Annotated in this window: 30 protein-coding genes and 1 tRNA gene; 17 read left to right on the plus strand and 14 right to left on the minus strand. The window is 67.9% G+C overall.

Annotation, left to right across the window (positions count from 1 at the left end):
* Positions 1–20: 20 nt before the first annotated feature.
* Genes hsaC through hsaA form a run of 3 tightly spaced genes read right to left on the minus strand, consistent with a single transcriptional unit; the run spans position 21 to position 2,976 of the window.
* Positions 21–926, minus strand: a complete 906-nt coding sequence (gene hsaC, locus NBRGI_RS21135; protein ID WP_029898947.1) for an iron-dependent extradiol dioxygenase HsaC — start codon at positions 924–926, stop codon at positions 21–23.
* Positions 926–1,804, minus strand: a complete 879-nt coding sequence (hsaD, locus tag NBRGI_RS21140; protein ID WP_029898949.1) for a 4,5:9,10-diseco-3-hydroxy-5,9,17-trioxoandrosta-1(10),2-diene-4-oate hydrolase — start codon at positions 1,802–1,804, stop codon at positions 926–928. Before hsaD ends, hsaC begins: the two co-directional genes overlap by 1 nt.
* A gap of 8 nt (positions 1,805–1,812) precedes the next feature.
* A complete protein-coding gene (gene hsaA, locus NBRGI_RS21145) occupies positions 1,813–2,976 on the minus strand; it encodes a 3-hydroxy-9,10-secoandrosta-1,3,5(10)-triene-9,17-dione monooxygenase oxygenase subunit (protein WP_014981359.1) in 1,164 nt (387 codons plus the stop codon).
* A gap of 197 nt (positions 2,977–3,173) precedes the next feature.
* Between hsaA and NBRGI_RS21150 the strand changes: the two genes are divergently transcribed.
* From NBRGI_RS21150 to NBRGI_RS21165, 4 genes are all read left to right on the plus strand, one after another.
* A complete protein-coding gene (locus tag NBRGI_RS21150; protein ID WP_029898952.1) occupies positions 3,174–4,388 on the plus strand; it encodes a Rieske 2Fe-2S domain-containing protein in 1,215 nt (404 codons plus the stop codon).
* Positions 4,388–4,717: a hypothetical protein gene (locus tag NBRGI_RS21155; RefSeq protein ID WP_014981361.1), complete on the plus strand. Its 330-nt coding sequence runs from the start codon at positions 4,388–4,390 to the stop codon at positions 4,715–4,717. Before NBRGI_RS21150 ends, NBRGI_RS21155 begins: the two co-directional genes overlap by 1 nt.
* Before the next feature lie 61 nt (positions 4,718–4,778).
* Positions 4,779–5,588 carry an MBL fold metallo-hydrolase gene (locus NBRGI_RS21160; RefSeq protein WP_029898953.1) on the plus strand — a complete coding sequence of 270 codons (810 nt, stop codon included), beginning with the start codon at positions 4,779–4,781 and terminating at the stop codon, positions 5,586–5,588.
* A gap of 140 nt (positions 5,589–5,728) precedes the next feature.
* Positions 5,729–6,673 carry an NAD(P)H-dependent flavin oxidoreductase gene (locus NBRGI_RS21165; RefSeq protein WP_029898955.1) on the plus strand — a complete coding sequence of 315 codons (945 nt, stop codon included), beginning with the start codon at positions 5,729–5,731 and terminating at the stop codon, positions 6,671–6,673.
* Between the two features lie 2 nt (positions 6,674–6,675).
* On the opposite strand, the gene NBRGI_RS21170 is transcribed toward NBRGI_RS21165, so the two are convergent.
* Positions 6,676–7,086 (minus strand): cupin domain-containing protein, encoded by a 411-nt coding sequence (locus tag NBRGI_RS21170; RefSeq protein ID WP_029898957.1) that lies wholly within the window; start codon positions 7,084–7,086, stop codon positions 6,676–6,678.
* A gap of 102 nt (positions 7,087–7,188) precedes the next feature.
* On the opposite strand from NBRGI_RS21170, the gene NBRGI_RS47600 reads away from it, so the two are divergent.
* Positions 7,189–7,254: transfer RNA gene (locus NBRGI_RS47600), tRNA-OTHER, on the plus strand.
* Here the strand turns inward: NBRGI_RS47600 and NBRGI_RS21175 are convergent.
* Positions 7,245–7,565 (minus strand): hypothetical protein, encoded by a 321-nt coding sequence (locus NBRGI_RS21175; RefSeq protein ID WP_029898960.1) that lies wholly within the window; start codon positions 7,563–7,565, stop codon positions 7,245–7,247. The genes NBRGI_RS47600 and NBRGI_RS21175 overlap by 10 nt on opposite strands.
* 96 nt (positions 7,566–7,661) lie before the next feature.
* Between NBRGI_RS21175 and NBRGI_RS21180 the strand changes: the two genes are divergently transcribed.
* Together NBRGI_RS21180 and NBRGI_RS21185 are read left to right on the plus strand one after the other, a co-directional pair.
* The gene (locus tag NBRGI_RS21180; protein WP_029898962.1) at positions 7,662–8,582 is read left to right on the plus strand and encodes an AraC family transcriptional regulator; all 921 of its coding nucleotides are present in this window, start codon (positions 7,662–7,664) and stop codon (positions 8,580–8,582) included.
* Positions 8,583–8,642: 60 nt separating this feature from the next.
* Complete coding sequence (locus tag NBRGI_RS21185) at positions 8,643–9,596, plus strand: aminoglycoside phosphotransferase family protein (RefSeq protein WP_029898964.1); 954 nt, start codon at positions 8,643–8,645, stop codon at positions 9,594–9,596.
* A gap of 7 nt (positions 9,597–9,603) precedes the next feature.
* Here the strand turns inward: NBRGI_RS21185 and NBRGI_RS21190 are convergent, their stop codons facing one another.
* The 3 genes from NBRGI_RS21190 to NBRGI_RS21200 all read right to left on the minus strand — a co-directional run bounded on the left by NBRGI_RS21190 (position 9,604) and on the right by NBRGI_RS21200 (position 12,149).
* On the minus strand, positions 9,604–10,356 hold the full coding sequence (locus tag NBRGI_RS21190) for a DUF427 domain-containing protein (protein ID WP_029898967.1): 753 nt from the start codon (positions 10,354–10,356) through the stop codon (positions 9,604–9,606).
* A 72-nt stretch (positions 10,357–10,428) separates the two neighbouring features.
* Complete coding sequence (locus tag NBRGI_RS21195; RefSeq protein ID WP_029898970.1) at positions 10,429–11,679, minus strand: MFS transporter; 1,251 nt, start codon at positions 11,677–11,679, stop codon at positions 10,429–10,431.
* Entirely contained in the window at positions 11,676–12,149 is a 474-nt protein-coding gene (locus NBRGI_RS21200; protein WP_029898972.1) for a MarR family winged helix-turn-helix transcriptional regulator, read from the minus strand. Before NBRGI_RS21200 ends, NBRGI_RS21195 begins: the two co-directional genes overlap by 4 nt.
* A 233-nt stretch (positions 12,150–12,382) precedes the next feature.
* On the opposite strand from NBRGI_RS21200, the gene NBRGI_RS21210 reads away from it, so the two are divergent.
* The 5 genes from NBRGI_RS21210 to NBRGI_RS21225 are packed head-to-tail and all read left to right on the plus strand — an operon-like array spanning position 12,383 to position 15,101.
* On the plus strand, positions 12,383–12,697 hold the full coding sequence (locus NBRGI_RS21210) for a WXG100 family type VII secretion target (RefSeq protein ID WP_029898974.1): 315 nt from the start codon (positions 12,383–12,385) through the stop codon (positions 12,695–12,697).
* Between the two features lie 29 nt (positions 12,698–12,726).
* On the plus strand, positions 12,727–13,035 hold the full coding sequence (locus tag NBRGI_RS21215; protein ID WP_051727919.1) for a WXG100 family type VII secretion target: 309 nt from the start codon (positions 12,727–12,729) through the stop codon (positions 13,033–13,035).
* Entirely contained in the window at positions 13,032–14,486 is a 1,455-nt protein-coding gene (locus tag NBRGI_RS45315; RefSeq protein WP_051727920.1) for a hypothetical protein, read from the plus strand. The genes NBRGI_RS21215 and NBRGI_RS45315 overlap by 4 nt, the downstream gene beginning before the upstream one ends.
* Before the next feature lie 2 nt (positions 14,487–14,488).
* Positions 14,489–14,752: a hypothetical protein gene (locus tag NBRGI_RS47605; protein WP_148310892.1), complete on the plus strand. Its 264-nt coding sequence runs from the start codon at positions 14,489–14,491 to the stop codon at positions 14,750–14,752.
* A 58-nt stretch (positions 14,753–14,810) separates the two neighbouring features.
* Positions 14,811–15,101 carry a hypothetical protein gene (locus NBRGI_RS21225; protein WP_029898980.1) on the plus strand — a complete coding sequence of 97 codons (291 nt, stop codon included), beginning with the start codon at positions 14,811–14,813 and terminating at the stop codon, positions 15,099–15,101.
* A gap of 98 nt (positions 15,102–15,199) precedes the next feature.
* Here NBRGI_RS21225 and NBRGI_RS21230 read toward each other — a convergent pair whose 3' ends face one another.
* The 5 genes from NBRGI_RS21230 to NBRGI_RS21250 are packed head-to-tail and all read right to left on the minus strand — an operon-like array spanning position 15,200 to position 20,845.
* On the minus strand, positions 15,200–16,255 hold the full coding sequence (locus tag NBRGI_RS21230; protein WP_029898982.1) for an acyl-CoA dehydrogenase family protein: 1,056 nt from the start codon (positions 16,253–16,255) through the stop codon (positions 15,200–15,202).
* Positions 16,252–17,274, minus strand: a complete 1,023-nt coding sequence (locus NBRGI_RS21235) for an acyl-CoA dehydrogenase family protein (protein ID WP_029898984.1) — start codon at positions 17,272–17,274, stop codon at positions 16,252–16,254. Before NBRGI_RS21235 ends, NBRGI_RS21230 begins: the two co-directional genes overlap by 4 nt.
* A complete protein-coding gene (locus NBRGI_RS21240) occupies positions 17,271–18,413 on the minus strand; it encodes an acyl-CoA dehydrogenase family protein (protein WP_029898986.1) in 1,143 nt (380 codons plus the stop codon). Before NBRGI_RS21240 ends, NBRGI_RS21235 begins: the two co-directional genes overlap by 4 nt.
* Positions 18,414–19,292: an enoyl-CoA hydratase gene (locus NBRGI_RS21245; protein WP_029898988.1), complete on the minus strand. Its 879-nt coding sequence runs from the start codon at positions 19,290–19,292 to the stop codon at positions 18,414–18,416.
* On the minus strand, positions 19,292–20,845 hold the full coding sequence (locus tag NBRGI_RS21250) for a FadD3 family acyl-CoA ligase (RefSeq protein ID WP_029898990.1): 1,554 nt from the start codon (positions 20,843–20,845) through the stop codon (positions 19,292–19,294). Before NBRGI_RS21250 ends, NBRGI_RS21245 begins: the two co-directional genes overlap by 1 nt.
* Positions 20,846–20,931: 86 nt before the next feature.
* Between NBRGI_RS21250 and NBRGI_RS21255 the strand changes: the two genes are divergently transcribed.
* From NBRGI_RS21255 to NBRGI_RS21275, 5 genes are all read left to right on the plus strand, one after another.
* On the plus strand, positions 20,932–22,137 hold the full coding sequence (locus NBRGI_RS21255) for an acyl-CoA dehydrogenase family protein (protein WP_370627809.1): 1,206 nt from the start codon (positions 20,932–20,934) through the stop codon (positions 22,135–22,137).
* Positions 22,134–22,928, plus strand: a complete 795-nt coding sequence (locus NBRGI_RS21260; protein WP_029898995.1) for an SDR family oxidoreductase — start codon at positions 22,134–22,136, stop codon at positions 22,926–22,928. The genes NBRGI_RS21255 and NBRGI_RS21260 overlap by 4 nt, the downstream gene beginning before the upstream one ends.
* A gap of 250 nt (positions 22,929–23,178) precedes the next feature.
* The gene (locus tag NBRGI_RS21265) at positions 23,179–23,919 is read left to right on the plus strand and encodes a hypothetical protein (protein ID WP_029898997.1); all 741 of its coding nucleotides are present in this window, start codon (positions 23,179–23,181) and stop codon (positions 23,917–23,919) included.
* A 72-nt stretch (positions 23,920–23,991) separates the two neighbouring features.
* Positions 23,992–24,606: a TetR/AcrR family transcriptional regulator gene (locus tag NBRGI_RS21270; protein WP_029898999.1), complete on the plus strand. Its 615-nt coding sequence runs from the start codon at positions 23,992–23,994 to the stop codon at positions 24,604–24,606.
* Positions 24,607–24,634: 28 nt separating this feature from the next.
* Positions 24,635–25,828, plus strand: a complete 1,194-nt coding sequence (locus NBRGI_RS21275) for an acetyl-CoA C-acetyltransferase (protein ID WP_370627807.1) — start codon at positions 24,635–24,637, stop codon at positions 25,826–25,828.
* Between the two features lie 43 nt (positions 25,829–25,871).
* Here NBRGI_RS21275 and NBRGI_RS44035 read toward each other — a convergent pair whose 3' ends face one another.
* Entirely contained in the window at positions 25,872–26,201 is a 330-nt protein-coding gene (locus tag NBRGI_RS44035) for a heavy metal-binding domain-containing protein (protein ID WP_036560199.1), read from the minus strand.
* Positions 26,202–26,249 lie beyond the last annotated feature (48 nt).

Below are 26,249 nucleotides of genomic sequence, written 5' to 3' on the forward strand. Positions count from 1 at the left end.
GTCCGCCGTCCTCTCGCCGGTCACTGCGGACGCTGCCCGACAGAGAAGTCGTGGCCCCACAGGCTCACGGCGGTGGATTCCCGCGCGATCCAGTCGTGGTCGTCGACTTCGAGTCCCTCACAACCGAATTCGACGTCGAAACCGCCGGGCGTCTTCATGTAGAAGGAGAGCATCTTGTCGTTGACGTGCCTGCCGAGCGTCGCCGACATCCGAACCTTCTTGCGCAGCGCGCGATCCAGGCACAGGCCGACGTCGTCGGCGTTCTCCACCTCGAGCATCAGGTGCACGATGCCGCTCGGTGTCGGCATAGGCAGGAACGCGAGCGAATGGTGGCGCGGGTTGCAGCCGAAGAACCGCAGCCAGGCGGGTTCGCCGTCGGCCGGGCGGCCCACCATCTGCGGTGGCAGCCGCATGGAGTCACGCAACCGGAAGCCGAGCACGTCACGGTAGAACTCGAGCGCGGCCTTGTCGTCCTTGGTGCTGAGCACGACGTGACCGAGCCCCTGCTCCTCGGTGACGAACCGGTGCCCGTACGGGCTGACCACGCGCCGATGTTCCAGTGCCGCACCGTGAAACGCCTCCAGGGTGTTCCCGGAGGGGTCGTCGAAGCGGATCAGCTCGTACACCCGGCGGTCGGCGAGTTCGGCGGCGGTGCCCTCCTTGTAGGGCACGCCGGCGCCTTCGAGCCGGGTCCGGATATCTTGCAGCTCTTCGGCATTGGCGGTTTCCCAGCCCGAGATCTGCAACCGGTCGTGTTCGCCGGGCGAGATCACCAGCCGGGCCGGGAATTCGTCCATGCGCAGATACAGCGCGTCCGGGTTCGTGCCCTTGCCTTCGACCATGCCGAGCACTTTGAGTCCGTATTCACGCCAGGCGGCCATGTCGGTCGCCTCGATGCGCAGATACGCCAGTGATCGAATCCCCATCACTTCTCCTTGGAACCGGCCAGGAAATCGATGGCCAGTCGGTTGAATTCGTCGAACTTCTCCAACTGTGCCCAGTGTCCACAGCCGCCGAACACATGCAACTGTGCCCGCGGAATCACCTTGGTCGCGATGAGCGCGCCGTCGAGCGGGTTGACCCGGTCTTCGCGACCCCAGATCAACAATACGGGCTGGCGCAGCTTGTAGGCGTCGCGCCAGAGCATGCCCTTCTCGAAATCCGCACTGGCGAAGGACTTTCCCATCGCGCGGGTCGCGGCGAGCGATTCCGGCGTGCTCGCCGAGGCGAACCGTTCTTCGATCAACTCGTCGGTGATCAGCGACTGGTCGAAGACCATGATGCGCAGGAACGCTTCCAGGTTCTCCCTGGTCGGCTCGTAGTTGAACTTGCCGAGCAGCTTCACGCCCTCGGTCGGATCGGGCGCGAACAGGTTGTTGCTCAACCCGCCCGGGCCCATCAGCACCAGTTTTCCGGCGCGCTCGGGATAGTCGAGCGCGAACCGCACGGCCGCCCCGCCGCCGAGCGAATTGCCGAGCAGGTGCACCCGTGCGGTGATCTCCAGGTGGTCGAGCAGATCTTTCAGCGCCGAGGCGCTGTGCACGAAGTACTGCGGGTGCTCGGTGGGCTTGTCCGAGCGGCCGTAGCCGGGCTGATCCACGGCGATCACGTGGAAGTGCTGCGCCAGCACCGGGATGTTGCGGGCGAAGTTCGACCAGGAGGACGCGCCGGGACCACCGCCGTGCAGCAGCACGATCGTCGGGCCGTTGCCGACGCCTGCCTCGTGGTAGTGCAGTTTGAGGTCCGGACGCACCTGGGCGTACCGGGAGGTCGATTCGGCGGTCAGTGCCACGGTTGAAGTCAAGGCAGCTCCTACACCATGCCGTCGGTGACGGGCAGTCCGAATTCGTGCGTGCCGTACATCAGGTAGGCCCGCTCGGGATCGTTCGCGGCGTGCACCCGGCCCGCGTGCGCGTCACGCCAGAAGCGTTGCAGCGGTGTGCCGTTCGCGAGCGCGGTGGCGCCGGAGCTCTCGAAGAGCTTGTCGATCGCGGCGATCGAGCGGCCGGTGGCGCGCACCTGGTCGCGCCGCGCCCGCACCCGCAGGTCGAACGGTACTTCCTGACCGGCGGCGAGCAGTGCGTACTCGTCGGCGACGTTGCCGGACAGCTGCCGCCAGGCGGCGTCGATATCGCTGGACGCCTCGGCGATGCGCACCTTGGCGAACGGATCGTCCTTGGCCTTCTCGCCCGCATACGCCGCGCGCACCCGTTTGCCCTGGTGCTCCACGTGCGCCTCGTACGCGCCGTAGGCCATGCCGACGATGGGGGTGGAGATGGTGGTGGGATGGATGGTGCCCCACGGCATCTTGTACACCGGGTCCGTGTTCTGTTCCAGGCCGGGCGATTTCATCTCGCTCATCGCACGGAAGCTGAGGAACCGGTGCGACGGGACGAAGATGTCCTTCACCACAACGGTATTCGAGCCGGTGCCGCGCAGGCCGACCACATTCCAGACGTCATCGATGCGGTAGTCGTCGCGCGGGATGAGGAAGCTGCCGAAGTCGACCGGCTTGCCGTCCTTGATCACCGGTCCGCCGAGCACCGCCCAGGTGGCGTGGTCGCAGCCCGAGGACCAGGCCCAGGCGCCGTTGACGAGGTAGCCGCCGTCGGTCACCACGCCCGCGCCCATCGGGGCGTAGGACGAGGAGATCCGCACCTCGGTGTCCTCGCCCCAGACGTCTTCCTGGGCCTGCTGCGCGAAGAGCGCGAGGTGCCAATTGTGCACGCCGACAATGCCGGCCACCCAGCCGGTGGAACCGCAGGCGCTGGCGATCTTGCGCACCGTGTCGTAGAAGACGACCGGGTCGGCCGCGTGCCCGCCCCACTGCTTGGGCTGCAGCAGCCGGAAGAACCCGGTCTCCTGCAAGGCCTTCATGGATTCGTCGGGGATGCGCCGCAGGTCCTCGGCTTCTTGTGCGCGCTCGCGCAGTGTCGGCAACAGCGCGTCGACCCGTTCGGTCACTTCTTGCGTCATCTCGGGACCTGCTCCTGCCTGGTCGATTGATAACCGGTAGTCATTTGCCTCTGAGACTAGAACAGGTTCCTATTTATGTCGAGAACGGGTGCCGATCCCACCGTATTGATGGACATGTGCAGGAAGTGACCGGAATCGCTGGCATGGAACGCGACATTTTTGTAACGTGTTCTAGTACAGAAGGAGGAGGATTCGCGATGGCAGTTACCCCACAGGGGGGCGGTGCGAAGGTCCGGGAGCTAGATGTCGGCACCGCACCTACCCGTTATGCACGGGGATGGCATTGCCTCGGCCTGGCCAAGACGTTCCGCGACGGGAAACCGCACGCGGTCAACGTCTTCGGCACCAAGCTTGTCATCTGGGCCGATAGCAACGGTGAACTGCGCGTGCTCGACGCCTACTGCAGGCACATGGGTGGCGACTTGAGCATGGGCGAGGTCAAGGGTGACGACATCGCCTGCCCGTTCCACGACTGGCGCTGGTCCGGCACGAACGGCAAATGCACCGCGATCCCGTACGGCCGGCGGGTGCCGCCGCTCGCGCGTACCCGGAAGTGGACCACGCTGGAACGCAACGGACAGCTGTTCGTCTGGCAGGACTTCGAGGGCAGCCAGCCGCCGCCGGAGGTGACGATCCCGCACATCGAGGGCCCGTACACCGACGCGGACGGCAACCCGACCGAGCAGCTCGACAGCGGCTGGACCGAGTGGACCTGGAACTCGATGCTGATCGAGGGCGCCAACTGCCGCGAGATCATCGACAACGTGGTCGACATGGCGCACTTCTTCTACATCCACTTCGCCTTCCCGACCTACTTCAAGAACGTCTTCGAGGGGCATATCGCCACCCAGTTCCTGGAGACCAAGGGCAGGCCGGATATCGGGATGGCGTCCAAGTACGGCGGCGACACCCTGCTCAAGTCGGAAGCGTCCTACTTCGGACCGTCCTACATGATCAACCCGCTGATCAACATCTACAGCGGGTACGAGGTCAAGAGCGTCCTGATCAACTGCCACTACCCGGTCACCCAGGATTCCTTCGTCCTGCAGTGGGGCATCACGCTGGAGAAGCCGCAGGGCGTCGAGGGCGAGATGGCCGACAAGCTGGCCGCGAAGATGACCGAGGGCATCAGCGTCGGCTTCCTGCAGGACGTGGAGATCTGGAAGCACAAGTCCAAGGTCGAGAACCCGCTGCTGTGCGAGGAAGACGGCCCGGTGTACCAGCTGCGCCGCTGGTACGACCAGTTCTACGTGGACGCGGCCGATGTCACCGAGAAGATGACGCAGCGCTTCGAGTTCGAGGTGGACACCACCAAGGCGAACGAGGCGTGGGAGGCCGAGGTCGCGGAGAACCTGCGGCGCAAGCGCGAAGCCGACGAGGCCGAGGGCAAGCAGGCGGAGGCCGGGGTCTGATGGTCCGCTGGGCGAAAGCACCCGACTTCGCCGATCAGCCCGCTCGGCAGGCCGAAGTGCGCGCCCAGACGGTGGTCGACAAACAGCGCTATCTGGAGCAGGGCCTGACACCGCTGCGGTGTCAGGCCTGCCAGAGCCAGGTGCTGGTGCGCAAGAGCAGCGCGCACCAGACCTCGGTCCAGTGGACCGAACCGCCGCAGACGCACTGCCCGGTCTTCGCCGAGCTCAGCAAGAACGGTGCGCAGCCCGGCCGCCCCGACACCTGCGCGCAGTTGGAGAAGACCATCAAATGGGCCGTGGACGAGGGCGTGCTCGAGGTGCCGGAGTAGCGGACGGCGGACGCTCGGCTAGGTTGAGGACGAGAGCGTACTCGGCCGAGGGAGATCCGCGATGAAGGTGCACCATCTCGATTGCGCGACGATGTGTCCGCTCGGCGGGCGGGCACTGCTCGGCAGCGGCGGGCTGCTGACCGCGGAGTTGGTCGCGCACTGCCTGCTCATCGAAACCGATGACGGCCTCGTGCTGGTGGACACCGGTTTCGGCACCGCGGAGATCGCGGACCCGAAGCGTCTCGGTTTCGGCACGCAGGCCATGCTGCGGCCCGCGCTGCGTCTGGAACAAACCGCGCTGCACCAGGTCCGCGCGCTCGGCTATCAGCGCGAGGACGTCCGCCACATCGTGGTCACGCACCTCGATTTCGACCACGCGGGCGGGCTCGCGGACTTCCCGGACGCCACGGTGCACGTGTTCGCGGACGAACTCGCGGCCGCGACCGCGCGCGCGACGCGGCTGGAAAAGAGCCGCTATGTGCCCCGGCAGTGGGCACACGGCGCGCAGTGGCAGACCCACGAGACCAGTGCCGAATCGTGGTTCGAGTTCAGCGCGGCGCCATTGCTCGACGGAATTCTGCTCGTTCCGTTGGTCGGGCACACGCGCGGTCACAGCGGTGTCGCGGTCCAGCAGGGGGACCGCTGGCTGCTGCACTGCGGCGACGCGTTCATGCACCGCGGTCAGCTGCTCGACGACGGCACCGCGCCGGTGGGCCTGAAGGTCTATCAGCGGGCGACCGACGTCATGCACGAGCGCCGGGTGCACAACCTCGAGCGCCTGCGGAGCCTGCGCGCCGAGCACGGCGACGAGATCACGCTGTTCTGCGCGCACGACGCGCAGCAATTCGCGGAACTGCAAACGGTCTCCTGAGTATTGCCGGTTCGGGCAGGGCGATCTGCCGAATTCGCTTGCCGTTCCATGGACATTCCGCCAAAGGGTGTTGTGCGGCTTCTACTCGCCCCGCCGGTTGCCTTAGTGTCCGGACGTAGCTGTTCCGGAAAGGGGCGCAGATGTCCGATGACGCGACGACCGCGGGGTTCGCCGAACTCACCGCGCGGCTGACGGTGCCGTTGATCGCCGCACCGATGTTCCGGGTCTCCGGGCCGGAACTGGTGATCGCGGCCTGCCGGGCGGGCGTGGTCGGCTCGTTCCCGACGGTGAATGCCCGTACGCCGGAACAGCTGTCGCAGTGGCTCGCCGAGATCGACGCCGCGCTGACCGCCGACGGAACGCGCCCGGCGCCCGTCGCGGCGAATCTGATCGTGCACCCTGGGAACGCCCGGTTGCAGCCGGACCTGCGGGTGCTGTGCGAGCAGCCGACGGAGATCGTGATCACCTCGGTCGGCACCCCGCGCGACGTGGTGCGGCCGCTGCACGAGGTCGGCTCGCTGGTGCTGGCGGACGTCGCGTCAGTGCACCACGCGGTGCGCGCGCTCGAATGCGGCGCCGACGGGTTGATCCTGCTCACCGCCGGCGCGGGCGGGCAGACCGGCTGGGCCAATCCGTTCGCCTTCGTCCGCGCGGTGCGTGAATTCTTCGACGGGCCGGTGGTTTTGGCGGGCGGAGTCGCCGACGGCGTCGCGTTGCGCGCGGCAATCACACTGGGTGCGGACCTGGCCTACATGGGCACCAAGTTCCTCGCGACGGCCGAGAGCATGGCCGACCCTGCGCACAAGGAGTTGGTGGCCGCCTCCGGCCTCGACGACGTGGTGCTCACCTCCGCCTTCACCGGCCTGCCGACCAATATGCTGGCGGGCTCGATGCGGGCGCTCGGCATCGACGTCGCCGCACTGCGCGCCGGAACCTTCGACCTCGCGGCCCATTTCGCCGGCGCCGAGGCGCCGAAGAACTGGACCGACATCTGGAGCGCGGGGCATTCCGCATCCGGGGTCGGCGAGATCCTCGGCGTCGCGGCGCTGGTCGAGCGGACCCGCCGCGAGTGCGTCGGCGACTGAGGTCAATCCATGTGGAAGTCGGCGAAATCGAAGCCGGGCGAGACGATGCAGCTGACCAGGACGTACTCGTCACTGGCCGGGCGGGCCGCTTGGATGACCCCGCCGGGCACCACGGCCTGCAGCACCTGTCCGCGCTCCACTTCGGGGCCGAGGATGACCTCCTCGCCGCCGATGTTCAGCACCAGCGGTCCGCCGCGATGCCACAGCCACAGCTCGTCGGAGCGCACGGTATGCGGGGCGGACTGTTCGCCGGGGAACAGCAGGAAGTGGATCGCGGTCGCGCTGGCGCGGCTGCCCGCATAGCCTTCGGGCGTGAATTCCACAGCGCTGCGCCAGGTTTCGCGAAACCAGCCGCCTTCGGGGTGCGGGGCGAGGTCCAAGGTGGCGGCGAGTTCGGGTCGAGTGTCTGTCACCGTTCCGACTATGCCCGATCATGGGCGAGTGCGCCGGTTGCGCTCGCCGAAAATGGGGTGACCAGGGCGGAACGGTCACGCCACGGTTCGGGTGCATGCCTCGGTGGGGGTAGCTCAGTCGGCAGAGCGCCTGGTCGTAGTCCCGGGTTCGCATCCCGTCACCCACCCGAAACCCTGTCCGGTCCGCCGCGCGCCGGTCGGCATTCCTCGATGTGCCAGGTGATGCCGAAAGGCACTAGGGCGTCGAGGAATTCGACGGCATCGAAAGCTTCGGCAGGCGCGAGAGCCCCGGGTTTCGCGGTGCCCTCGGCCACCCGGATCTCGGCATCGGGCAGATCGGCCGCATCGGCGGCCCCGTGGATCCGAGCCGTGTTGCGGCCGACCAGGATCGGCGTGTAACCGCGGCGATGCAGTTGGGCGAGGGCGTAACCGCCGGTGATGCCGGTGGCGCCGTAGAGGGCGATCTTCTTTGTTGGCATGGGTAGAAATCTATGGCGATTGCCTGAGCTGACCAATGGCTATATTGCTCTCATCTATGTCTCGAACACTCGATTCGAGAGAGCTATGGTGAGAGAGTGGACGTGCTCAGTGAAACCATCGCCGCGATCCGTACCGGCAGCCCGACCTCCGGCATGTTCGTCCGGCATGCGCCGTGGGGACGTCGCTATCCGGTCGTTCCGGGTGCGGGTTTCCACGTGGTGCTGCAGGGTTCGTGCTGGCTGGTGCCGCCCACCGGGGCCGAACCGATGGCGCTCGGGCCCGGGGACGTGGTCTTCATGCCTCGGGGCGCCGACCATGATCTGGTCGACAACCTGGACAGCCCGGTCACCGAAACCGCGCGCCCCGGTGAGCCGCGAGAAGTCGAGGGTGCCGGGGTTCGGACCGTATTGCTTTGTGGCGCCTACGAACTAGGTAGGCAGCGTAGTCATCCACTGCTCGACGAGTTGCCCGAATTCATCCATCTCCCCGCGCGTCCCGGTCGGCATCCGGCCTTGCGTGGCGCCGTCGACCTGCTCGCCGCTGAGATCGCCGAACCGCGTCAGGGCAGCGACGCCGCGGTCCCCGCACTGCTCGAAATGCTGCTGCTCTTCGTCCTGCGCGCCTGGTTCGAGGAGCAGGCCGATGCCCGAACCACCGGCTGGGCAGGCGCTTTCGCGGACCCGGCGGTCGCCGCAGTGCTCCGCGCAGTCCACGAGGAACCGGCCCGACCGTGGACCGTCCCCGGCCTGAGCGAGGTCGCCGGCGTCTCCCGCGCCACCCTCGCCCGCCGATTCACCGCCACGGTGGGCGAACCACCACTCGCCTACGTCACCAGATGGCGCATGCTCACCGCAGCCCGCCTACTCCGCGAGACCAATGCGTCGCTGGGTACCGTCGCCCGCCGAGTGGGCTACACCTCAGAATTCGCCTTCGCCAAGGCATTCAAGCGGGAGTACGGCCTCGCCCCCGGCCGATACCGCAGCGCGGACGACAAACCACCCCTGGTCGCGGTCTGATCCGGCGTGCTGAGCGGGAAATCGGTGGTGTGCGGGTGCGCCACCGGCAAGAGTGGACGCGTGGACGCCGTGATCGAGAGACATCGGGGGTTGCTGGAGCGTGTGCTGCCTGGTGCGCGTTTGTCCGAGCTGAAGGTATGTGAGGGGCAGTTCCACTACCTGGTGATCGGCGCCGACAGTGTGGTCTGCCTCGCCCGCACGGCGGCCGCCGCGGCGCGTCTCCCACTGCGTGCGGCCGCGCTGCGCGCCGTCGCGGGGCTGGAGCTGGTCGCGGTGCAGGGATTCCGGGGTCACAGACTTTCTGCACCGAGCGACGACGTGTCGCGCGGCGAGTCGCCCTGTGCACTACCGACAACCTCTGTGAACAGCCGCCGGATAGCGGTGCCGCGGGTGGTGGATCTGTCCGACGATCCTGCGTATCTGGTCATGACGCGGGTCGGTGGCGAGCCGTTGGCCGCCTCATTGCTCGGCGATGCGCGGATCGCGGAAGCGGTTGCGCGGCAATGCCATGCGCTCCTCTCCGCATTGTCCGCGGCCGGAGCCGACCAGCAGTTGCGGGCGGCATTGCCGCCGGCGCCCGCCGACCGCTGGATACGGTTCGCCGCCGACGTGCGTGCCGAACTGTATCCGTTGATGAGCGCCGGCGGCCGCGCCCGCGCGGGCCGCGAACTCGCCGCGCTCGATACCTTGCCGCACTGCACGGAGGCCATCGTGCACGGTGACCTGGGCGGCGAAAACCTGCTGTGGGACAACGACACTCGCAATCCAATACTCTGCGGTGTCGTCGATTGGGACGGCGTATGCCTCGGCGACCCCGCCGAGGACTTCGCCGCCGTCGCCGCGAGCTACGGCGAGGAGGTCCTCGAGGCGATCCTGCAGACGACCGAGCACGCCGACGAACTCGCGCCCCGAATAGCCGCCATCCGAGGAACTTTCGCCCTTCAGCAAGCCCTCGACGCCCACCGCGACGGTGACGTGGACGAACTCGCCGACGGCCTCACCGGTTACCGTTGAGCGGGTTTCAGCTGAACGGACTGTGCGGGCGTTCCTGGAGTTCGCCGTCTAGATAGATGTCGACCTTCTCGTTGTAGAAGCAGACCATGCCGGCGATCTTCTGACTCTCGGGTAGTGGCGTGCGGTAGCCCCAGACGTAGTCCTGGTAGTCCTGCTCGCCGACACGGACGGTCCAGTAGTCCGCGGTGCCCTTGTACGGGCAGCTGGTGTGCGTGTCCGAGGGGTGCAGCAGATCCAGCCGGACGTCGGTCATCGGCAGGTAATACCTTGCGGGCAGGCCGGTTTCGAAGAGGATGCGGGGCGCATGCGAATCGGCGACCGTGACGCCGTCGATTTCCACGCGCACGTGCCGGGAACTGCCGAGGATGTCGACCCGGGTGTGGGGGTCGCGCGGATGGACGTAGACCGGCTCGTCCTCCTCGAACCATTCGTCCATCTTGTTCCACTCCAGCCGGACCAGCTCGTTCAGCTCGGGCAGCGGCGAATCGTGGTAGCGCAGCGCGGCCGCCGGCGTGGTGGTGCCGTCCACCACCACGTCGTACTCCGTCGCGTCGCCGCGGCTGGGGGAGTGGTGGGTGTTGCCGGTCGGCTCGAGTTTCGCGTGCAGATCGGCGACCGGCAGGTAGTACGTCGGATAGTGCGGACCCTCCCAGACCAGCACCGGATGCGCGGTATCGGCGACCACGCGGCCGCCGAGGAACACCCGCACCCGCTTCTGGCTCGTCTCGATCTTCACCCGGCCGCGCTGCGTATCGCCCATACCACCCGAGGGTACGCGGCACGGCTGCCTGAATCCGGTGGACGGATCCGGGCAGCCGTGCGTGGTGGAGTCTCAGTCGCCGACGGTGATCGCCTCGGCTTCGGCGACGCTGTGCGGCGCGGGATCGTGCTCGTCGATGTGCGCGAGTGCCGCGCGACCGGCGAGCAGGACGAGCACCGCGGCCGCGGTACAGGCGGCGCCGACCCAGAACGGCAGCGCGATGCTGTGCTCACCGAGCTTGCCCGCCAGGTAGGGCGCGGCCGCGCCACCGGCGAAGCGCACGAAGCTGTAGGCCGCCGACGCGGTCGACCGCTCGACCGGTGCGGAGATCATCACGGCCTCGGTGATCAGGGTGTTGTTCACGCCGAGGAACAGTCCGGCGAGCACGGTGCCGGCGATCAGCACCGGCTTGTGCTCGGCGAAGGCCGCCATCACCGCGAGATCGGCGGCGAACAGCCCCAGTGACAGGCCCATCATCGGCAGCGAACCGAACCGCCGCTGCAGGCGCGGCGCCAGGAAGACCGATGCGAGCGCGAGCAGCACGCCCCAGCCGCAGAAGATGAAGCCGATCGCGTAGGTGCCCATGTCCAGCGGGAACGGGGTGTAGGCGAGCAGGGTGAAGAAGCCGAAGTTGTAGAGCAGCGCGGTGAGGCTGACGGTCAGCAACCCGCGGTGCCGAAGCGCCAGGAACGGCGCGGCGATCGAGGTGTGATGCGTCGGCTTCGGTCCCTCGGGCAGCAGCGTCACGATGCTGATCAGCGCGACGGCCATCAGTACGGACACGCCGAAAAACGGTCCACGCCAGCTGATTCCGCCGAGCACACCGCCCAGCAACGGGCCGGTGGCGATGCCGATGCCGAGCGCCGCCTCGTAGAGGATGATCGCGCGGGCGACGCCGCCGCTGGCCGCGCCGACGATGGTGGCCAGCGCCGTGGCGATGAACAGGGCGTTGCCCAGGCCCCAGCCCGCGCGGAAGCCGACGATCTGCGTGACGGTGCTCGACATTCCGGCCAACGCCGCGAACACGATGATGATGGCCAGTCCGGCCAGCAGCGTCTTCTTCGCGCCGAACCGGCTCGACACCACGCCGGTGATCAGCATGGCCACGCCCGTCACCAGCATGTAGCTGGTGAACAGCAGCGACACCTGCGAGGGCGAGGCATGTAACTGCTCGCCGATCGGTTTCAGGATGGGATCGACCAGCCCGATGCCCATGAACGCGATGACGCTCGCGAAGGCAACGGCCCAAACGGCTTTCGGCTGCCGGGTGGGTGCGGTGGGGGCCGCGCCCACGGCGCGGTCAGGTGCCAAAGTACTACTCATCGATGTTCCCTCGATATCGGATGATGCTGTCGCGTAGCCGTTTTCAGGGCCTCCAGCAGTTCGTTGAGATCGGTGTCCAGTTGCGCGAGCCGCGCGGTGTCGAAGCCTTCGAGCCGGGTGGTCAGTGCGGTCGCGAAGGCTTGACGCGCCTGGGTGAGCCGAGTGCGCCCGGCCGGGGTGAGTTCGACGACGACCGCCCTGGAATCGTCCGGGTCGCTGCGCCGGGTCGCGAATCCGTCCGCGACCAGCCGCCCGATCAGCGTCGTTGCCGCCGGTTGCGAACACCGATCGATCCTGGCGAACTCGCTCACCCGCACCGCGCCGTGCTCGTCGAGCACGGCGAGCGCGCGCAATACGGCTCGCGGCAGGTCGTCGCCGCTGATCACCCCGGCCAGCCGAGTGAGCCTGCCCGCGGTCACGAGTAGATCGACGACGATGTCATCCGCTGTGGTTTCCTGAGCACGCTGCACCAGAATATTATTACATAAGCTAACTATATAACTCGCGTGAACCTGATCACGGCGCGCTCTGCGAGCCGCGCGAGGTTTCGCGCGCCGCGCGCGTGTCGGTCGGCGGACACGCGCGCGCGACGACGGGAGGTGCGCGACGGGTGTCTCGGCTTCCCCCTCGTCGCTCGAGAGCGCCGCTTGGCGTGCGCAGCTTCGGACGCTAGCTTTTATAGGTCCCCGGGAGGAGCCGCACCGTGACCGACCCCGCCGTTACGTTCACCTTGGTGCCCGACGAAGTGACCGATGCCGGGCGCTACGTGCAACAGGCCGCCGCCAACCTGATCGCAGGCCTGCGGTCCGGCTCAGTCGAGGTCGACGGGCTGATGTCGACCTGGCACGGTACCGCCGCCACCGCGTACGCCGCCGCCTGGGACGAAACTCATCGCGCCGCCCTCTCGGTGTTCGAGGCCCTCGCCGACATGGCCGAACTGCTCGGGGTGGTGGTCGACCGAAGCCAAGCCACCGACATCGGCACTGCCACGGCGATGAGCTCGCTGGATCTGCCCTGAGTCGTCGCAACCAAAGGGGGACAACAGAAATGGCCGAACAGTATCGAGCCGACCTGGCCCACATCGAAGCGGTGACCGCGAAATTGGCCGGTCTCGACGAGTTCGTCACCGAGTCGCTGCGCGAGGTCGAAGAGCGTATCGCCGCAGTTCAGCGCAATTGGTCCGGCAAGTCGGCCGACGCGCATGCCACCGCGCACGCCGAATGGACCACTGCCGCCGCCGAGATCGCCGCGGGCCTGGCGAAGATGCATCAAGCCGCCGCCGCGGCCCGGACCTCCTACTCGGACGGCACCGTGACCATCCTCTCCGCGCTGGGACGCGGCGGGTCCACGCAGTGACCGGCACGGTCCTCGACGTCGACACCGCCGTCTACTACGACGCCGCCACCAAGATCGCGGCCGGTGCCGCCGCCTGGTGGTCGGCGATCGATGCCCGCTGGCCGGAAATGGCCAAGGCCACCGACATGGCCGGGTCGTACACCGACGGCAAGGAGTGGGGCAAGAGCTACGACCAGCGGGCCAAGGACATCCTGGCCATGGTCACCAAGGTCGCTTCGGCGGCGCACGCCTATGCCGTCGTGCTCAACAGCTGCGGCTACCAGCGCGCCCTCGACGAGCACGGTGCCACGATCGACGCCGGGCCCGCGCCGGTCAAACCTCCGACCCCGATGTACCCGGTCCTCAACTGCCGAGTCCCGCTGCCGTCGGCAGGTGGGCCGGGCAGCGGGCTGCTCGACGAAGGCCTGGGTCTGGTCGAGAAGATCGGGCTCACCGTGCCCGACGGCAACGCCACCACCATTTCCAACGCGGCGTTGACCTGGGACGCGGCTCGCAATGCCGAAGGCGCAGCAGGGTTTCCGGCGATCCTCGAGGCCGCCGCGGTCGCCTTCCAGGACGTAGCCGCGCCAGAGGTCGAGTTCATCGACGAAGATCTGCGCGCCCTGAAAGCCGCCGCCGAGGCCGCGCTCACTGCCATGGGTGAGCTGGCCCAATCGTGCCGCGACCATCGCGCCGCCCTCGACGAACTCCGCGACCTGCTCAAACAACAGCTCGAAATGGTGCGCGACGCCCTCATCCAAGAGTTGGCGATCACCGCCGCCATCTCCGTCGCCTCCTCCTTCATCACCTTCGGCGCCGGCGCCGCCATCGGTGTAGCGGGCGCCGCCGCCATCTGCGCGCGCTACGCCCGCCCCATGCGCCTGATCATCGAACAATGGCAGGCCCGCCGCCGAATCGCCGCAGGCGTGAAGTTCGACCAAGATCTGGCCCGCCACGTCCGCGAATGCGAACGACTGGAGGAATTGGGCCCGGCAGGGAAACTGAAGCCCAAGGCGGACCCTATTCCGATCACTCAGGCCGACTCTGATGTTATACGTGGCTATACCGGTGGGTCCTATGAACTCAACAGGGCTCTGCATGCGGGTGCGGCCACTCCCGACCAATTGGCGCGAACCGAGCAGATAAATGCCGCTCTGTCCAAACTTCCGGACTACTCGGGGCCGGTCACGCGACGCATTGATCTGCCGCCGGAAATGATCGCCAGGTATGAGGAAGGCTCAGTGCAGGTGGAGAAGGCATTTACCTCGAGCTCGAGCGATCCGCGTCGTGCGCTCGACGGTAACGTCGAGATGCAGATAGTTTCTAAAACCGGAAAAGATATCACACCGTATGGAAAATTCGGGGATGCAGAGGGGGAAATATTGTTCCGAGCGGGCACGCCTTTCGAGGTGCTCAGAAATTATCGTGACCCCGATACTGGCCGTACAATCATTAAATTGAAAGAGGTGTGACAATGCCCGAAGAGGTCGGCGGGAAAATCTTCTACAGTCCCGAAGAAGCTGCCGCAGCAGGATTTGAACTCTCGACTGAAGCGGAGAAAGCGGCGGCACTAGCTGAACTTGCCGCTCACGAACAACGTCTCCGCCAGGTCGCGCCTGAGGATCGCCTACCGCCACCGCCCGAACGGTTCCATGATGACCTGTCCGGCACCGAATACGAGGAGTGGGCGCGGCTACAACGTGTCGAGCGTGCCCGTCACCGTGAGGCTGGCCACTAGGGCTGATCAATGGGCGAGTAATCATCACTATGTCGGAAATTTGAGGAGAGGGGTCCTCGTGCCGAAAAAAGTTGGCGGCAAGCTCATCTACACCGATGACGAAGCCGCAGCATTGGGTATGCGAATGCCGACCCCCGAGGAGATCGAGGCCAGTGCCGAACGCCTGGCGGCGTTCGATGAGGCTATTCGCGCCGCGGGTCCTGCGCCGGAAGGGACCACACCGGGGTTCGGCGGCCGGTTCTCCAATGACCTGGAAGGGACCGAATGGGAAGGCTGGACCCAGGACGCGTCCGGGCAGTGGTTCGATGCGGAGGGCAACCCCGTAGACGATCGTGCACAGGGGCGCTGACCATGACCGAACTCGCGCACCCCTCGTTGCTCTGAACCCGGCGTGTCTCCCGGCAAGTCGGGGTGCGGGAAGCTCGCTCACGCCGAAAGCGGGGTGGGTCAGGCGGTTTGGGGGATAGGACGGTGCGGTGTGCCGAAGAGGTGGGCGTCTCCGTGGGCGCGTTTGAAGAAGAGGTGGGCGTCGTGTTCCCAGGTGATGGCGATGCCGCCGTGTAGTTGGACGGTTTCGGCGACGATGGTGGTGAGGGCGTCGGAGCAGTGCACGCGGGCGACCCAGACGTCTTCGGCGGCGCTGGGGGACTGCTCGGTGACCGCGAGGGCGGCGGCCTGAGCGGCGGACTCGGCGGATTCCAGCAGCACGTACATGTCGGCCATGCGGTGTTTGAGTGCTTGGAAGCTGCCGATGGGGCGGCCGAACTGGACGCGGGATTTGGTGTAGTCGACGGTCAGTTCGAGGCAGCGTTCGGCGGCGCCTACCTGCTCGGCCGCGATTGCGGCCCAAGCGATCTCGCGCAGGCGCGGGCGGAGGGCGACCGGGTCTGCGGGGCCGAGGCGGCGCGCTTGCACCTCGGTAAAGGTAACGCTGCTCAGTTTTCGCGTCGGGTCCATGGTGGGCACCGTCCGCCGCGATACGCCCGCGGTGTCCGCCGGTACTTCGAAAAGGCCGCTCGCGGTGACCGCGAGGAGGGTGTCGGCCCCCGCGGCGTCGAGCACGTAATGCGCGGTACCGGTGAGTTTTCCGTCCGCCTCGTGGACTCCGGCTTCGTCCCAGCCGCTTTCACCTGCCCAGCAGACCGCCAACGTCCGGGTGCCCTCGGCGACTTCGGGTAGGAGCCGTGCACACGCCTCTGCGTCGCCGGAAAGCAGCACGGCCTGCACACCGAGCACGGCGGACCCGAGCATCGGCACTCCGGCCAAAGTGCGCCCGAGTTCGCCTACGACCAGCAGGGATTCGACCAAACTCGCCCCGATCCCGCCGTACTCCTCGGGCACGGCCAGCGCCGCGACGCCGATCTGCTCGCACAGCAGCCGCCACAGCGCGGGGTCGTAGCCGAGTTCGGTGTCCATCGCCTTGCGCACCGCCGCGGACCCCGCGTGTTTGGTGAGCAGTGCGCGGACCGAGGCGGTGAACTCCTGGTGTTCGGTATTCGTCATGCCGTTCCTCGCTCGGCCGTCGCCTCGTCGCGCAGCGCGCGGGCGATTCGGCCGCGATGCAGATCCGTTGTGCCCCAAGCGGAGCGCAGCGCGGTGACCCGGGTGAGCCACAGCGAAAGGTCGTATTCGGCGGTGTAGCCGATCGCGCCGTGCACCTGCAGGGCAGCGCGCGCAGCCCGGTAAGCCGCATCACCGCAGGCGATCACGGCCGCCGAGACGTCCCGCTCGCGGGTCGGTGTCGCCATGGTGAGCGCGGCGCGGTAGAGCAGCGGTTCGGCCAGATCGAGCCCGATCAGCACGTCGGCAAGCTTCTGTTTGACGGCCTGGAACTCGCCGATCGGTTTGCCGAACTGCTTGCGCTGCTTGGCATATCCGGTGGTGGCGTCGAGCAGTGCCCGGCCCGCGCCGAGCAACTGGGCCGCGCAGGCCAGCGCCCCGGTGTCGAAGGCGGTGGCCACGGCCGCGCGCACCGCGTCGCCCTCGGCGACCAATTCGTCGGCCGCGACGGGGAACAGCCGCCGAGCCGGATCGATCGATCGAATGGTTCCGGTGCGTTGTGCGGTGGACAGCCGCGCGCCGTCGGCGATCAGCACCACTTCGGCGGTGTCGGCGTCCAGCGCGACGCTGCTCTGCTCCGGCACGGTGAACGCGAGGGTGCCCAGCGCGCTGCCTTCGGCGAGGCCCGGCAACCAGCGCGCGGCTGGCTCGCCATCCGGAAGTGCCTGCAGGAGTGCAGGTATCGCGGCCGCGGTCTCGATCAGCGGTCCGGGCGCGGCGGCGCGGCCGAGCTCGATGAACGCCACCACCAGATCGATCGGTTCGGCCCCGACCCCGCCGTGTTCGTCATCGATGGCCAGACCGAGCACACCGGCGCCGGCCAACTGCCGGATGAGTGTGCGGCCGGGCCGCGGATCGCCGGTCGCCCAATGGCGCACGGCCGCGGGTGTGCGCCCGGCGTCGAGCAGCTTGCGGACGCTGCCGCCGAAGTCGAGCTGTTCGGGACTGAGCGCGAATCTCATCGGCTGCTTCCTCTCGGTAGTCCGAGCAGCCGCTCGGCGATGATGTTGCGCTGAATCTCGTTGGTGCCCGCGTAGATCGGGCCGGAGAGCGAGAACAGGTAGCCGTCGGTCCACGGCCCGGATCGTTCGGCGGCGGCGCCGAGCACATCGAGCCCGGTCTCGTGCATCGCGATATCGAGTTCGGACCAGAACACCTTGGTGATCGACGATTCCGCGCCGAGCTTGCCGCCCTCGTTGAGCCGGGTGACCGTGCCGAAGGTGTGCAGCCGGTAGGCCTCGCTGCCGATCCAGGCGTCCACCACGGCATCTCGCTGCGCGGTGTTGGCTTGGTCGCCCCGGTCGAGCCAGAGGTCGATCAATCGCCGCGCGGTCGCGCTGAACCGTCCCGGGCTGCGCAGCGACAGCCCGCGCTCGTTGCTCGAGGTGCTCATCGCGACCCGCCAGCCTTCGCCGGGCGCGCCGATCACGTCGCGGTCGGGCACGAACACGTCGTCGAGGAAGATCTCGGCGAAGCCGGGTTCCCCGTCCAGCTGGGGAATCGGCCGGACCGAAACACCGTCGGCGGTGAGCGGGAACATGACGTAGGTCAGTCCCTTGTGCCGTTCGGCTTCGGGGTCGCTGCGGAACAGGCCGAATGCCCAATCCGCGTACGCCGCACGCGAACTCCAGGTCTTCTGGCCGCTCAGCAGCCAGCCGCCGCTGGTGCGGCGCGCGGTGGAGCGGATGCCCGCGAGGTCGCTGCCCGCTTCGGGTTCGGACCACGCCTGGGCCCAGATGTCGTCCCCGCGCGCCATCCGCGGCATGATCCGGTCCAGCTGCTCGGTGGTGCCGTGCTCGAAAAGCGTTGGCGCCAGCAGGAAGATGCCGTTCTGGCTCACCCGGCCCGGCGCGTTCGCCGCGTAGTACTCCTGCTCGAACAGCACCCACTCCAGCAGGGACACGTCGCGGCCGCCGTACTCGTCCGGCCACGCGACCACGGACAGGCGCGCCTCGGCGAGGGTGCGTTCCCACGCGCGGTGGGCCTCGAATCCCGCCTTGGTGTCCATCGAGGGGAGTGGTTGCGCGGGTTTGTGCGCGGCCAGGAAGTCGCGGACTTCGGCCTGGAATTCCTGTGTCGCCTGGTCGATCTCGAGGTCCACTTACTTCGCCCCGTTCTCACCGGTCGCGGTGGCCTTCATCGACTTGGCGTTCATGCCGCCGAGCGAGTCGGCGCCGACCTCGGCGTTGTGCGCGTGGGCGAAGTGGTGCAGGCCGAACACCGAGTCCATCCCGGTCCGCATGCCCATCAGGTCTTCGGCCTGATTGACCGCCTTCTTGGTCAGTGCGAGACCGAAGCGCGGCATGGTGGCGATCTTTTCGGCCAGCGCGAGCGTCTCGGTCTCGAGTTCCGCGCGGGGCACGACCCGGTTCACCATGCCCCATTCCTTGGCTTGGGCCGCGCCGAAACGGTCGCCGGTGAACAGGAACTCCTTGGCCGCACGCGGTCCCATCACCCACGGGTGCGCGAAGTACTCCACGCCCGGAATCCCCATCCGCACCACCGGATCGGAGAAGAACGCGTCATCGGACGCGATGATCAGATCGCACACCCAGGCGAGCATCAGCCCGCCCGCGATGCACGCGCCCTGCACCATGGCGATGGTCGGCTTGGGAATCTCCCGCCAGCGCCGGCACATGCCGAGGTACACCTCGAGCTCGCGCGCGAAACGCTGGTCGCCGCCGGCCTTGTCGACGTGGTCCCACCACAGCGTCGCCTTGTTCGGGTAGTGCACGTGGTGGTCGCGGCCCGGTGTGCCGATATCGTGGCCGGCGCTGAAGTGTTTTCCGTTGCCCGCCAACACGATCACCCCGACCGCGGGGTCCTCGACGGCCCGCTCGAACGCGGCGTCGAGCGCGTAGGTCATCACCGAGTTCTGCGCGTTGCGGTAATCCGGCCGGTTCAGCGTCACGATCGCGACGCGGCCACGCACCTCGTAGGTGACGACTTCCCCCTCGTCCGGGACAGCCGGTTCCGACATCACGAAATCTCCTCACGTAGTTGACGCTTGAGCACTTTCCCGGCGGCGCTGTAGGGCAGCTGATCGCGGAATTCCACGAAGCGCGGCACCTTGAAGTTGGCCAGCACGGTGGTGGCGTGCGCGCGCACCTGTTCTTCGGTGAGCGTGGCGCCCGCCTTGCGGACGACGAAAGCCTTGCCCACCTCACCCATCCGGGTATCGGGCACTCCGACGACCGCGGATTCGGCCACGCCGTCCAATCGGGCGAGGGCTTGCTCGACTTCGGCCGGATACACGTTGAATCCGCCGGAGATGTACATGTCCTTGAGCCGGTCGGTGATCTTCAGATAGCCGCGCTCGTCGACGGCGCCGATATCGCCGGTGTGCAGCCAACCATCGGAATCGATGGCGGCGGCGGTGCTTTCGGGGTCGTCGAGGTAGCCGAGCATCACGTTCGGCCCGCGCAGCAGCACCTCGCCGTCGTCGGCGAGGCGCAGTTCGAAATCCGCGATCGGCCTGCCACAGGTGCCCGCGATGGTCGCCGCGTCGTCGTCGGTGCGGCACATGGTGCCGAACCCGGAGGCTTCGGACAGGCCGTAGGCGGTGAGCACGATGTCGAAGTCGAGTTCGTCGCGCATCCGTTCGATGAGCACCACCGGCACGGTCGCCGCGCCGGTCACCGCGATCCGCAGCGTGCCGAGGTCGAAGTCGCCACGCCGGGGGTGGTCGAGGATCGTCTGATAGATGGTCGGCGGGCCGGGCAGGACGGTGATCCGCTCTTCGCTCACCAGCCGCAGCGTGACGGGCACGTCGAAGACGGCCTGCGGCACGATGGTGGCGCCGGTGACCAGGCAGGCCAGAATGCCCGCCTTGTAGCCGAAGTTGTGGAAGAACGGATTCACCACGAGATACCGGTCGTCGCTGCGCAGCGTGGTGCACTCGGCCCAGGCCCGGACCACCGAGAGCGCCTGGCGGTGCGCCACGAGCGTGCCCTTGCTGCGCCCGGTGGTGCCGGAGGTGAACAGGATGTCGGCGATATCGTCCGGCCGGACCGCCGACGCGCGGTCCTCGGCCTCGGTGAGGGTGGCCTTTTCCGCGATCCCGGCCAGTTCCGACCAGTCGAACGCGGTGGCGTCGGTGGTCGCGGTGTCCGGTTCGACGGGGATGACGACTACTGTCTCGATGCTGAGATCCGGTGCGGTCGCGCGTAATTCGGCCAGGCGATCGCGCCCGAGGAAAGTGCCGGCGATGAACAGCGCCCGCGCGTCCACCCGGGCGAGCACGTCCGCGGCCTCCGCGGCGACATAGCGGGTGTTCAACGGCACCAGGGCAGCACCGACGTAGTGCGCGCCGAGCGCGGCGACCACCCAGTGGTAGGTGTTCGGCGCCCACATCGCGACGCGGTCGCCGGCTTGCACACCGCGCGCGATCAGCGCCCGCGCCACGTCCAGGACCGCGGCGTGCAGCTGCGTCCAGTCCAGCCGGACCGCACCGTCGGCCAGCGCGGGCGCGGCGCCGAAGGTCTGCGCGGCATGCCGCAGCGCCAGCGGTGTCGTCTGTGCAGGGGTTGTCACGGTTGTCCTTACCGTTCGTGCAGGGCACTTATGTGCGCGCCCTACAAAGCAAGTGCTTGGTAGGTTATCCTACCGGCGTGGGTGCGATCCAGACCTCAGAATCCGATACCGCCGGTTCGGACGGGCGGTTTTCCGCGAGCGCGGACCAGCAATTCGCCGCAGACGTGCGCGAGTGGCTCGCGGACAACCTGAACGGCGAGTTCCGCGAACTGCGTGGACTCGGCGGGCCGGGCCGCGAGCACGAGGCGTTCGACGAGCGCCTCGCCTGGGACCGGCATCTGGCGGCCGCGGGCTGGACCTGCCTCGGCTGGCCGGAGGAATACGGCGGCCGGGCGGCGAGTGTGCGCCAGCAGGTGATCTTCCACGAGGAGTACGCGAAAGCGAATGCGCCCGCGCGGGTTTCGCATGTCGGCGAAGAACTGCTCGGACCGACGGTGCTCGCCTTCGGTACCGAGGCGCAGCGCGACCGCTTCCTGCCCGGCATCCGCACCGTGTCCGAGCTGTGGTGCCAGGGGTATTCCGAACCGGGCGCGGGCTCGGACCTGGCCGCGATCACCACCTCGGCCCGCCGCGACGGCGACGAGTGGTCGATCAACGGACAGAAGATCTGGACGTCGCTGGCCCACGTCGCCGACTGGTGCTTCGTGATCGCCCGGACCGAACCCGGCTCCAGCCGCCACCACGGACTGTCCTACCTGCTCGTTCCGATGAATCAGCCGGGCATCGACGTGCGGCCGATCATCCAGCTGACCGGCACCTCGGAGTTCAACGAGGTCTTCTTCGACGACGCGCGCACCGCCGCGGATCTGGTCGTCGGCGAACCGGGCGATGGCTGGCGGATCGCCATGGGCACGCTGACCTTCGAGCGCGGTATCTCCACCCTCGGCCAGCAGATCCGGTTCGCCAGGGAACTCGCCGACGTCGAGGCCTTGGCCCGGCGCACCGGCGCCGCGGCCGATCCGTTGATCGCGGAGCGGATCGATCGCGCCTGGGTCGGCCTGCGGGTGCTGCGCGCGCACGCCATCCGCACCATGCAGGGTGCGGGTGTCACCGACGGCGGTCAGGCCTCGGTCGCGAAACTGTTGTGGGCCAACTGGCATCGCGGACTCGGCGAACTGGCGATGGCCGTGCTGGGACCCGCGGGCCTGGTGGCCGACGAGGACGATCTGAACGAATGGCAGCGGCTGTACCTGTTCACCCGCGCCGACACCATCTACGGAGGTTCGAACGAAGTGCAGCGCAACATCATCGCCGAGCGGGTGCTCGGCCTACCGCGTGAGGCACGGGGATGACCGACCTCTCCGTCGCGCCCCAGCCCGTTCCGGGACACGGCCTGCTCACCGGACGTGCCGCCGTCATCACCGCGGCCGCGGGCACCGGCATCGGCTCGGCCACCGCGCGCAGGCTGCTCGCCGAGGGCGCCGATGTGGTCGTCTCCGATTGGCACGAGCGGCGTTTGGCCGAGACGGCGGCCGAGCTCGCGGCCGAATTCCCGGACCGGAAGGTCGCTTCGATCGCTTGCGACGTGCAAAGCACCGAACAGGTGAACGCCCTGGTGCGCGGCGCGGCGGAGGCGATCGGGCGGATCGACATCATGGTCAACAACGCCGGCCTCGGCGGGGAGACGCCGGTCGTCGACATGACCGACGAGCAGTGGGATCGCGTGCTCGACATCACGCTCAACGGCACCTTCCGATGCACGCGCGCGGCACTCAACTACTTCCGGGCCGCCGGGCACGGTGGTGTGATCGTCAACAACGCGAGCGTGCTCGGCTGGCGCGCGCAGCACGGCCAAGCGCACTACGCCGCGGCCAAGGCGGGCGTGATGGCGCTGACTCGATGCAGTGCCGTCGAGGCCGCCGCACTCGGGGTCCGGATCAATGCGGTCGCGCCCAGCATCGCGCGGCACGCTTTTCTGGACAAGGTCAGCTCGACCGAACTGCTGGACCGGCTCTCCGAGCGTGAGGCGTTCGGCCGGGCCGCCGAGCCGTGGGAGGTCGCGGCCACCATCGCCATGCTCGCCAGCGACTACACCACATACCTGACCGGTGAGGTGGTATCGGTCAGCAGCCAACGAGCCTGAGCCGGTTCGGTTTTGCGGTCGCGCGCCCCGGTTCGCATCGGGTAGCCGACCGGTGGCTCGCGGCCCGGAACAGTCCGGTCGGGACGGACTGGACGGACCGTCGAGCGCGCCAGAATGCGGTCGCGGGCACGCTCGGGCGCACCTCCGGCAAATGGGCGGCTGATCAGGTAGAAAAGCCGACGGCAGATGTCGCCGGGTTGTGCCATGCTGGTTGAGATCGGAACCCGCACTCTCCAAAGGGGCGATGGCTATGGGCCTTGATAGCCCAGCTGCCCGCGAACAACTGGAACTCGAATTGGTGCGCGAAGTGGTGCTGGCTCGGCGCAGGCTGGACAGCCTGGTGCTCGCCGCACTCACCCTCGGCGCCGAGTTGATCGAGCACACCTGCGAACGTGCGACCGCGATGCGCGCCGCGCAGATTCTCGAGCAATTCGCGATCGATGAGGCCGCGGTGGCTCGTGATCCGCGCGGCGCGCTGCGGGCCGACCTGGCCCGAGATCACGAGCGAGCCAAACAGATCGGTCTAGAACCCGACCACGACCTATCCGCCGAGGAGTCCGAACAGGATCGGCGCAGGCATCGCCAGGCCGCGCTGCTGTGCGAGGTGCGCGCGGACCTGCTCGACGTGGTAGCCAAGTGCCGCAAGTTCCGGCTCGACCGCGTCGCCTTCGACGAGGAGATCGCGCAGGGTCTGTGCGCCGCCACCGACAAGCTGGTGATCGGTGCCGATATGGATACCTACCAGGCGTGGCAGCGCGGCATGGTGCTCAAGCTGATCGAAGAGCCGGTGCCCTCCGGCCCGCCGCGCGTCATGGCGACCGTGGACGCCGGGCCGGGCCGGGGGCAGCTCACCGTCGAATGGGACAGCTGCGAAAGACGGCTGGCGCTGGTTGCGCGCATGGCCAGAGCCGGGGTGGCGCCGGTGGTCATCTGCGACCGGCTGCTCGCGGACCTATCGGTGTCCTCGCCACTGCGCTATTCGGTGCGCTGATCGGGTCCGCACGACCCAGCGAAGTCGCCTACTCGCGTGCCGGTCTGTACCAAGCAAACGCTTGGTTGTATTATGGCCGGTGTGACGGCACCCGACGCTTCGAAATCAGCACGGCGCAATGAACTGCTCACGCTGGCGGCCGAACTGTTCGCCGAACGCGGACTGCGCGCCACCACCGTGCGCGATATCGCCGACGCGGCCGGGATTCTATCCGGGAGCCTCTACCACCACTTCGATTCCAAGGAGTCGATGGTGGACGAGATCCTGCGCGGCTTCCTGGACGACCTGTTCGGGCACTACCGCGAGATCGTCACCGCCGGGCTCAGCTCGCGAGACACCTTGGAAGCCTTGGTGATCGCGTCCTACCAGTCCTTCGACCGGCACCACGCCGCGGTGGCGATCTATCAGGCCGAGGCGAAGCGGCTGCGCACCGCCGAACGGTTCACCTACATCGCCGACTACAACCGCGAATTCCGCGAGCTGTGGCACCGGGTATTGACCAACGGTGTGCAGGACGGCAGCTTCCGGCCGGAGATCGACGTCGAACTGGCGTACCGGTTCCTGCGCGACACGGTGTGGGTGGCGGTGCGGTGGTACCAGCCCGGCGGCCCGATCACCGTCGACAACCTCGCCAAGCAGTATCTGACCATCGTGCTCGACGGGCTCACCGTCTCCGAAAACGGTTAGGCCGAGCACATCACGTAGGAGTACTCCGATGTCTGCACCCTCCGCTCCCCGCCGCCCCTACACCCCGCTGCGGGACGCCTACGTGATCGATGCGGTGCGCACACCGGTCGGTAAGCGCGGCGGCGCCCTCGCCGCCGTGCACCCGGCCGACCTCGGCGCCGCCGCGCTGCGCGGGCTGCTGGATCGCAACTCGATCGACCCCGGCAACGTCGACGACGTGATCGTCGGCTGTGTCGACAACGTCGGCCCGCAGGCCGGCAACGTCGGCCGGACCGCCTGGCTGGCCGCCGGATACCCGGAAGAAGTACCCGGCGTCACCGTCGACCGGCAGTGCGGATCCAGCCAGCAGGCCATCAATTTCGGCGCGCAGGCCATCATGAGCGGCACCGCCGAGGTGATCGTCGCCGGCGGCCTGCAGAACATGAGCGCCATCCCGATCTCCGCCGCCATGTACGCGGGCAAGGAGTACGGCTTCGATTCGCCGTTCGTCGGCGCCGCCGGCTGGGACCACCGCTACGGCACCGCCGAGGTCACGCAGTTCCGTGCCGCTCAGCTGATCGCCGAGAAGTGGGGCATCAGCCGGGAAGACATGGAGCACTGGGCTTTGCGCAGCCACGAGCGGGCCCGCGACGCGATCAAGAACGGTCGTTTCGATCGCGAGATCGTGCCGGTCGGCGATTTCTGGATCGATCAGGGGCCGCGCGAGACCACCCTGGAGAAGATGGCGTCGCTGCCGCCGCTGGCCGAGGGCAGCCCGTTGACCGCGGCCGTCGCGAGCCAGATCTCCGACGGTGCCAGCGCCACCCTGCTCGCCTCCGAATGGGCCGTCGAGGCTTACGGTTTGACCCCGCGCGCCCGCATCCATCACGTCAGCGCCCGCGGCGCCGACCCCATCTTCATGCTCACCGCGCCGATCCCGGCCACCAAGTGGGCGCTCGAAAAGACCGGCCTCACCATCGAAGACATCGATGTCGTCGAGATCAACGAGGCCTTCGCCCCCGTCGTCCTGGCCTGGCTGAAGGAAACCGGCGCCGACCCCGAAAAGGTCAACGTCAACGGCGGCGCCATCGCCCTGGGCCACCCCCTCGGCGCCACCGGCGCAAAGCTTTTCGCCACCCTCCTCAACGAACTGGAACGCCGCAACGGCCGCTACGGCCTGCTCACCATCTGCGAAGGCGGCGGCACCGCCAACGTCACCATCATCGAGCGCCTCCCAAGCTGACCCTCCTGCGGCGGGGTCGGTAGCAGATCCCGCCGCGTGGCGGTCAGGCCTTCTCGGCTGGTTCCAGGAGGACGGCGGTGCCGTAGGCGGCTACTTCGCTCATGGTGTTGGCGATCTCGTTGCAGTCGAAGCGCATGGCGAGGATGCCGTTGGCGCCGAAGGACATGGCGTGCTGGCACATTCGCATGATCGCCTCATGGCGGGAGTGGTAGAGCAGCTGGGTGTATTCGGTGATTTCGCCGCCGCCGAGGGAACGGAAGCCGGCGGCGAGGTTCGAGCCGAGGCCGCGGCTGCGCACGGTCAGGCCCGCGACCTCGCCGAACACCCGGACGACCCGGTGGCCGGGCACGTCGTTCATGGTCGAGACGAGGATCGGGAACTGCGGGCCCGGCTGCTGCTGCGGCGGTTGCTGGTATCCCGG

This window comes from Nocardia brasiliensis IFM 10847 (assembly GCF_000710915.1).
Classification (GTDB): domain Bacteria; phylum Actinomycetota; class Actinomycetes; order Mycobacteriales; family Mycobacteriaceae; genus Nocardia; species Nocardia brasiliensis_A.

What these genes read in the sequence shown, in the direction of transcription:
- hsaC (WP_029898947.1), bottom strand. Translation starts at nt 926, where the DNA reads ATGGGGATTCGATCACTGGCGTATCTGCGCATCGAGGCGACCGACATG.
- hsaA (WP_014981359.1), bottom strand. Translation starts at nt 2,976, where the DNA reads ATGACGCAAGAAGTGACCGAACGGGTCGACGCGCTGTTGCCGACACTG.
- NBRGI_RS21150 (WP_029898952.1), top strand. Translation starts at nt 3,174, where the DNA reads ATGGCAGTTACCCCACAGGGGGGCGGTGCGAAGGTCCGGGAGCTAGAT.
- NBRGI_RS21155 (WP_014981361.1), top strand. Translation starts at nt 4,388, where the DNA reads ATGGTCCGCTGGGCGAAAGCACCCGACTTCGCCGATCAGCCCGCTCGG.
- NBRGI_RS21160 (WP_029898953.1), top strand. Translation starts at nt 4,779, where the DNA reads ATGAAGGTGCACCATCTCGATTGCGCGACGATGTGTCCGCTCGGCGGG.
- NBRGI_RS21165 (WP_029898955.1), top strand. Translation starts at nt 5,729, where the DNA reads ATGTCCGATGACGCGACGACCGCGGGGTTCGCCGAACTCACCGCGCGG.
- NBRGI_RS21175 (WP_029898960.1), bottom strand. Translation starts at nt 7,565, where the DNA reads ATGCCAACAAAGAAGATCGCCCTCTACGGCGCCACCGGCATCACCGGC.
- NBRGI_RS21190 (WP_029898967.1), bottom strand. Translation starts at nt 10,356, where the DNA reads ATGGGCGATACGCAGCGCGGCCGGGTGAAGATCGAGACGAGCCAGAAG.
- NBRGI_RS21195 (WP_029898970.1), bottom strand. Translation starts at nt 11,679, where the DNA reads ATGAGTAGTACTTTGGCACCTGACCGCGCCGTGGGCGCGGCCCCCACC.
- NBRGI_RS21215 (WP_051727919.1), top strand. Translation starts at nt 12,727, where the DNA reads ATGGCCGAACAGTATCGAGCCGACCTGGCCCACATCGAAGCGGTGACC.
- NBRGI_RS47605 (WP_148310892.1), top strand. Translation starts at nt 14,489, where the DNA reads ATGCCCGAAGAGGTCGGCGGGAAAATCTTCTACAGTCCCGAAGAAGCT.
- NBRGI_RS21230 (WP_029898982.1), bottom strand. Translation starts at nt 16,255, where the DNA reads ATGACGAATACCGAACACCAGGAGTTCACCGCCTCGGTCCGCGCACTG.
- NBRGI_RS21235 (WP_029898984.1), bottom strand. Translation starts at nt 17,274, where the DNA reads ATGAGATTCGCGCTCAGTCCCGAACAGCTCGACTTCGGCGGCAGCGTC.
- NBRGI_RS21245 (WP_029898988.1), bottom strand. Translation starts at nt 19,292, where the DNA reads ATGTCGGAACCGGCTGTCCCGGACGAGGGGGAAGTCGTCACCTACGAG.
- NBRGI_RS21260 (WP_029898995.1), top strand. Translation starts at nt 22,134, where the DNA reads ATGACCGACCTCTCCGTCGCGCCCCAGCCCGTTCCGGGACACGGCCTG.
- NBRGI_RS21265 (WP_029898997.1), top strand. Translation starts at nt 23,179, where the DNA reads ATGGGCCTTGATAGCCCAGCTGCCCGCGAACAACTGGAACTCGAATTG.
- NBRGI_RS21270 (WP_029898999.1), top strand. Translation starts at nt 23,992, where the DNA reads ATGGCCGGTGTGACGGCACCCGACGCTTCGAAATCAGCACGGCGCAAT.
- NBRGI_RS21275 (WP_370627807.1), top strand. Translation starts at nt 24,635, where the DNA reads ATGTCTGCACCCTCCGCTCCCCGCCGCCCCTACACCCCGCTGCGGGAC.